This is a genomic window from Tenacibaculum sp. MEBiC06402 (genome assembly GCF_049239625.1).
In the GTDB taxonomy this organism is placed as follows: domain Bacteria; phylum Bacteroidota; class Bacteroidia; order Flavobacteriales; family Flavobacteriaceae; genus Polaribacter.
On record NZ_JBMKKT010000032.1, the window covers coordinates 1 to 5,780 of the forward strand.

At 31.6% G+C, this 5,780-nt stretch carries 8 protein-coding genes; all 8 read right to left on the minus strand.

The window, feature by feature from the left end; translation table 11 throughout:
- Positions 1-45: 45 nt before the first annotated feature.
- Positions 46-786 carry a phytanoyl-CoA dioxygenase family protein gene (locus tag ACOSP6_RS00265; RefSeq protein WP_422092344.1) on the minus strand — a complete coding sequence of 247 codons (741 nt, stop codon included), beginning with the start codon at positions 784-786 and terminating at the stop codon, positions 46-48.
- Positions 787-936: 150 nt separating this feature from the next.
- Positions 937-1,215: a hypothetical protein gene (locus ACOSP6_RS00270; RefSeq protein ID WP_422092343.1), complete on the minus strand. Its 279-nt coding sequence runs from the start codon at positions 1,213-1,215 to the stop codon at positions 937-939.
- A gap of 5 nt (positions 1,216-1,220) precedes the next feature.
- Positions 1,221-1,649 (minus strand): hypothetical protein, encoded by a 429-nt coding sequence (locus ACOSP6_RS00275; protein ID WP_422092342.1) that lies wholly within the window; start codon positions 1,647-1,649, stop codon positions 1,221-1,223.
- A gap of 284 nt (positions 1,650-1,933) precedes the next feature.
- Positions 1,934-2,470, minus strand: coding sequence for a hypothetical protein (locus tag ACOSP6_RS00280; RefSeq protein WP_422092341.1), 537 nt, complete (start codon positions 2,468-2,470; stop codon positions 1,934-1,936).
- Positions 2,471-2,635: 165 nt separating this feature from the next.
- Complete coding sequence (locus ACOSP6_RS00285) at positions 2,636-3,091, minus strand: nuclear transport factor 2 family protein (protein ID WP_422092340.1); 456 nt, start codon at positions 3,089-3,091, stop codon at positions 2,636-2,638.
- 155 nt (positions 3,092-3,246) lie between these two features.
- Entirely contained in the window at positions 3,247-4,017 is a 771-nt protein-coding gene (locus tag ACOSP6_RS00290) for a hypothetical protein (RefSeq protein WP_422092339.1), read from the minus strand.
- A gap of 93 nt (positions 4,018-4,110) precedes the next feature.
- On the minus strand, positions 4,111-4,740 hold the full coding sequence (locus tag ACOSP6_RS00295; protein ID WP_422092338.1) for an O-methyltransferase: 630 nt from the start codon (positions 4,738-4,740) through the stop codon (positions 4,111-4,113).
- A 90-nt stretch (positions 4,741-4,830) separates the two neighbouring features.
- Positions 4,831-5,780, minus strand: a 950-nt coding sequence (locus tag ACOSP6_RS00300; protein WP_422095668.1) for an AraC family transcriptional regulator, incomplete at its 5' end; no start/stop codon positions are given.

Here is a 5,780-nt window from a genome sequence, read left to right on the forward strand (position 1 = left end):
ATTACCGAGTGGATTCGGACGTAGTCGAATCCGCCGTAATTGCGGTTATACATTGTTGTGTGCTGGCTTTTTTATTTCATAACGTTCCAGCCAAGACAGCGGTTCAGGCAGATTACGTTTATTAAATTCTAAATGAATTACTCTTCTTTTCTTTCCGCTTGTTGTTCTATTCGAAGCGTGTAAAGTCAGAGGTTTCATTAACATTGCTCCACCTTTTTCTACTTCACAGACAAATTCGTCTTCTAAATTCCAATCTTTTGAGTCAACTCGAACTATTCCGTTTAAGTGAGACTTTGGAATTACCTTTAAAGCTCCATTATTTTTGTCCGTTTTGTCCAAATGAATTCGGATTGTTATTGTGTCTTCTAAAATCTCAATTGGTGGTTGAACTCCGTATTGCCCTCTTTTAAAAGTCCAATTAGAGTAATTTCCCAATTCCATTTTTTGGTCAACCGAAATACTCAAATCTTGATGATAAGCAACGAACCAATTCGATTCGCTTGGTTTGTCAAAATAGATTGCTTTGGTCAGAAAATATTCAGATTCGGAAAGGTCAGAAATTAATTCAATCAGCTTTTCGTTAAACAGCAAGTCACTCAATTCAGGCACATTATTGATTAATTGTCTAATAGCAAATAAATCCTTTGTTTTCATAAAAGAATTTCCATCCTGTCCAGCATTTTCGATACAAGCTAATATTCCACTTATTTCTTTGTCCGAATACAAGTCAGCTAAAACGGAAAATCCATTTTCTTCAAGTTCTATTTTGTTTTTTGCGTAGTTCATTTTTCAGCTTGCACACAACGTATTTGTGTATGATTTTTTGCGGGAAAGGACGCGAGTTCTTTTCCGACGTTGCGGAAAGATAATTAATAAGGTTGAATTTCTGGTGAGGTCCCGAAGCCTCGGGACAGCCGCAATTAATTATACACCTTGTTAGGCAATGTTTATTTTTTCTATATCAGATTCAGTTTTGATTTCTTTTCCACTTTCAGTAAAAGAGTATCGCATCGGGTTTTTTGATACTGTTTTTAGGATATTAATCTCAATCAAAAATTCAAGATGTTTTTTAACATCATTTCTTGACTTTCCAGTTGATTTTGAAACCTCAGATATTGAGAACCACATATTTTCAATTGTTTCTTTACCATCGTTTGATTGAAGCCATAGTTCTTTGAAAAGTCGATTAAGTATCTTAATATCTAAATAATCCAATATAATTATAATTTAAACTTTGTTCCTTCTTTATATCGTCTAGGTAATTTTGGACTTTTAACTCCAAAAGGTCCAGAACCATTATGGTTATAATAAAATTTTTCTTTGTCGTTCGAATATCTTCCAGCACAAAGCAAATTAAATGTCGTGCTTTTACGGCTTGATTTTAGAACATTAATATCAATCCAGATTGGAATTTTTCCTTTTCTATATAGTAAATCTACAACCTCGGAATCAGTTAAATCAAGTTTCATTTTTCCGCAATCTTCTTCATAGATGTCAAACTCTTCATAATTTGTGTCATTAGTGGATTCTGCGAATATCACATTATATTTGAAATTGGTTTTCAATTCCGTTTTTACATAATTTTCCGCAAATTTCAAAGCTTGAAAACTTGCTCCTTGTAAATGAAAAAGAAATTCGATTTTTGTCATTTCTCTAATGTTGCCTAACGTATTTGTGTATGATTTTTTGCGGGAAAGGACGCGAGTCATTTTCCGTTGTTGCGGAAAGATAATTAATAAGATTGAATTTCCGCTGAGGAAATTCAGCTGCAATTAATTATACACTGTGTTGGCAATTGTAATTATTTTATATTTTTCAAAATTTCAATCTCTTTATCTGGAAACTTCATAGTCATATAGTCCCGAAAATTCTGCTCAATCATCTGCTTTTTGTGGTAGGAAAGAGAGTAGTTATAAAAATTAACCATTTTTTTTTAGTCCTCAGACCACTCAATCCAAGAAGTGATTTGAGTTTCAATAAAATCAATTATTTTTAGGAATTCGATTTCTGAAATATTATAAATATTTATATTATTACTGTAAATTATTATCCCTTTATTCTCATTGTATCTTGAGTCTCTGTTTATTGATTCTCCGAAAACTTTAATAACTTGTTCTCTACCTTTTGGTACTTTTTCAGATAGTCTGTAAAAGTTTGGAAATCCCAAGAACCCTTTAGAAGAAATCATATCGTTTTTTAATTTTTTTATTAAATCTAATGAAACGAAAGTTGGGATAATTTCCAAATTCACATATTCTCCTGGGGTATTTGATCTACTTGACCAAAAAGAAATTTCAAATTTTATTGATTTATTTTTAAAAGTGATTTTTGGTTTTGATTTAGAATATTTCCATCCTTTTTTTGAAAAATATTCACCAATTTCGTCGCAAGTTGCTTTAAAAATCTCTTTACAATCAGTATTCTCATCATAGTTATTTAGAATACTTTCCTTTTTCCATTTCCAATTCATTGTTTACTATTATTGCCAACGGTTTTGTGTATGAGCAGTAGCGGATTTTTATGCACTACTTTTCAGACAGCAATATACTTTATTTATACGACAAAACGGTTCGAGTTTTCACTCAAACCGCTATTGCTTATACACGTTGTTGTGTGCCGTTTTTATCTTAACGGATTAAAATTTTCCGTTGCTATTTTTCCATTCTGATTTTGGTGGAATTGGCGAAATTACATCCCAATGTTCAACAATTTGTCCATTCTCTAATCTAAACAAATCGTAAAATGCCGTATGCTCACCTTTACCAAACTTCCCTTCACTCATTGTAAGGACAAAGTTTCCTTCGCCCAATACTTTGTGCAGTTTTGTGTATTCCATTACCAATCCATTTTCAGCAAAATATTTCATTGCTGCACCAAAACCGTCTAATCCGTCTGCAACAGCAGGATTGTGTTGTACATAGTTAGTTGGATTGATATATGCAGTCAATTTGTCCATTTCGTGACCTAGCAAAACTTTTTCAATGAAGTCAGTAACTACTTTTTTATTAGCTTCGGTTTTATCTAAATCTTCCAGTTCAGTCGTACCATCAAATTGCGTTCTGCCACTTGGATTTGGTTTTTGAACCTCCAATAAATTATCCCAATGTTCTACAATAAGTCCGTCTTCAAAACGGAAAACATCAAATCCAGCTTTTGGACCGAAAAAATCATATTCGGTATGTGTAAATACATAATCTCCATCTTGAAAAGCTCTAATTACATTTGCCTTGAAGCCTCCTTCTGGTGCTATTGCATAACTTCGCCAAAACCAGCCAAACCATCACCAACCATGAGATTGTGCTGAATGTATTTTTCTGGATTAATGTAAGAAATTGGTGTTTTGTCTCCATTATTAAAACTATTTAATAGAGCTACTACTTTGTCTTTGTTTGTCATTTTTGTTTCTTTTAAATATGTGAGTACTTGAGAACGTGTCATAACCATTGAAGATTGGTTCATCATTCCCATAAATTCTTTTGAAGTGGAATTATTCATAAATGGTTGTAAATAAGCATTTGAGTTTTCCTGTGTATCCCAATAGATTAATACAACTTGCCTACCTGATTCATCAACGCCTGTTATACGTTGTACAAATCCTTTTTGAGTCGCAGTTTTATCAGCTACTTTGTCGTTTATTGCATTGAATGCTGTTTTGTCGATATTATCTTTTAAACTAAAAGACATCATTTCTATGAATTGACTGTTTTCTGACTTTAAATCTGAATTAATTGTATATCTATTCATTTTCATAGAAGAACCTTCAATCATACTTGCATAATCTGCGACTGAAGTATCTCCCATAAATTTATTCATAGATGCTTCTGCATCAGACATAGTTTTCCAATATACTATTATCGTATAAACGCCATTTTCATCAACACCACTTTCGCGTTTGATAAAACCTGGTTGTTTGCTTGTAAAATTATCTTCTACTTTTGAGTCTAGCTTATTAAATGTTTGACTAATTGCTGTTGTTTTAAGTGAAAAAGTCGTTACTTCTACTATTGTGTTTTTCATTTTTTCTTTTTTGTTTCCGCAGCTTACTAAACTGGTAACTAGAGTAAGCAGTACGATGATTTTTGTGATTTTCATTTTTGTTGGATTTAATGGTTATAAAAATTTGCTCAAAAAGGCTTTCCCGTTGTAAATAGATTTTGTGTTATATTCATTCTTTTTATTTTGTACATAGCTCGCATAATTTTGCGTGCCAGACATATCCATATTATCTGCGTAGATTAAAGTGCCTTTACGGAATTGTGGTTCTAATTGTTGAAAAAGAGGTAGATATAAATCTTTCCAGCCATCGAGAAATAAAAAATCGATTGGTTTCGAAAATATTTTAAGTGTTTCCATAGCATCGCCAGTTCGTATTTCAACGTAATCGCTTAAGCCTGCATCATCAATATTCTTTTTAGCTTTTATTGCTTTGCTTTCCAATAGTTCAGTAGTGATTACTTTTCCACCAGTTATGCGAACAGCATCTGCTAAATAAATTGTTGAAATTCCAAATGATGTACCAAATTCTACAACATTTTTTAAGTTGTTTTCTACGATTATTTTACGTATTTCTTTGCCTTGTTCTCTAGAAATGGGAAGGTATGCATCTTTAAAATCGTCGGGCTGCATTGGACGAAACACAGATTTTATCATCCCTTTACTCATTCTCATAAAGTCATTTTTTGCGTCATTGTGCAAGACGTCCAATGTATTGTTTACTCTATCTGTTTGTAGTGTATTCATAGTTTCAATTTAATGTTGATACAAAAGTACCTTTACAGTTAAATTGTCTAACTATAAAAAAGAGGTTAAAGACTGTAAAAATGAGAAAAGTTATATTCCTGTTCGAAATTGCTCAGGTGTTGTTCCAGTATGTCTTTTAAAATATTTGTAGAAGTTTGTTGTTTCTTCGAAACCAGAGTTGTAAGCAATTTCTTTAATAGATAAGTTGGTGTTCAGTAGTAGTCGTTTGATTTGTTTGGTAGAAATTTCATCAATAAATTCTTTCGCAGTTTTATTGATAATGCTTTTTGTTATTGTGTTTAAGGTTTTAGTACTAACACCCAATTGAACTGAATAATCTTTGACTTTCGTGGTGTTTCTTACATTTTTTTCTGCTAAATATTGAAAGTCAATAAATTCATTTAGATATTTTTTTTCTAGAACAACGTGCTTGTCTTTTGCTTTAATTCTTAAAAGATGCGTAGTCAATATATGAAGCTCGTTTCTAATAACACTTAAAGAATATTCATCATTTATGCTGAAATATTCATTTTCTATGCGTTTAATGACATCAAAAATAGTGTTGAAGTTTATTTCATCTAACTGTAATTTTGGAACATTTAGCAATTCATTGAATAGAAGCATAGTCTTTTGCGCTTCTATTTTTTCCAGATAGCTAACTAAAAATTCATTGGTAAATATTAATAGCAACCCTTTTAAGGTAGTACTTCTAGTAAATTTTTGGATTTGGTCTTTTCGTATGGTAAGTATTGTGCCTTTTGAACATTTGTAATCCGTAAAATCTATTGTGTGATATCGGTTACCTTTTTCGATAAATAGAAGAACATAAAAATCAACTTTATGTTGTTTTTCTATGGAATGGTCTAAATCGGTTCGTTGATAAAGATTTTCCAGTTTAACGATATCAAATTGTGCTTTTTTGTTCTGCTTATTTTCAAATTTTATATGTTTTGTTTGTTCGGTCTTCATTTTCTCAAATGGCACACAACGTATTTGTATAACTGTTGTTACGGGATTAAAGTTACGTATTTTGTTTAATA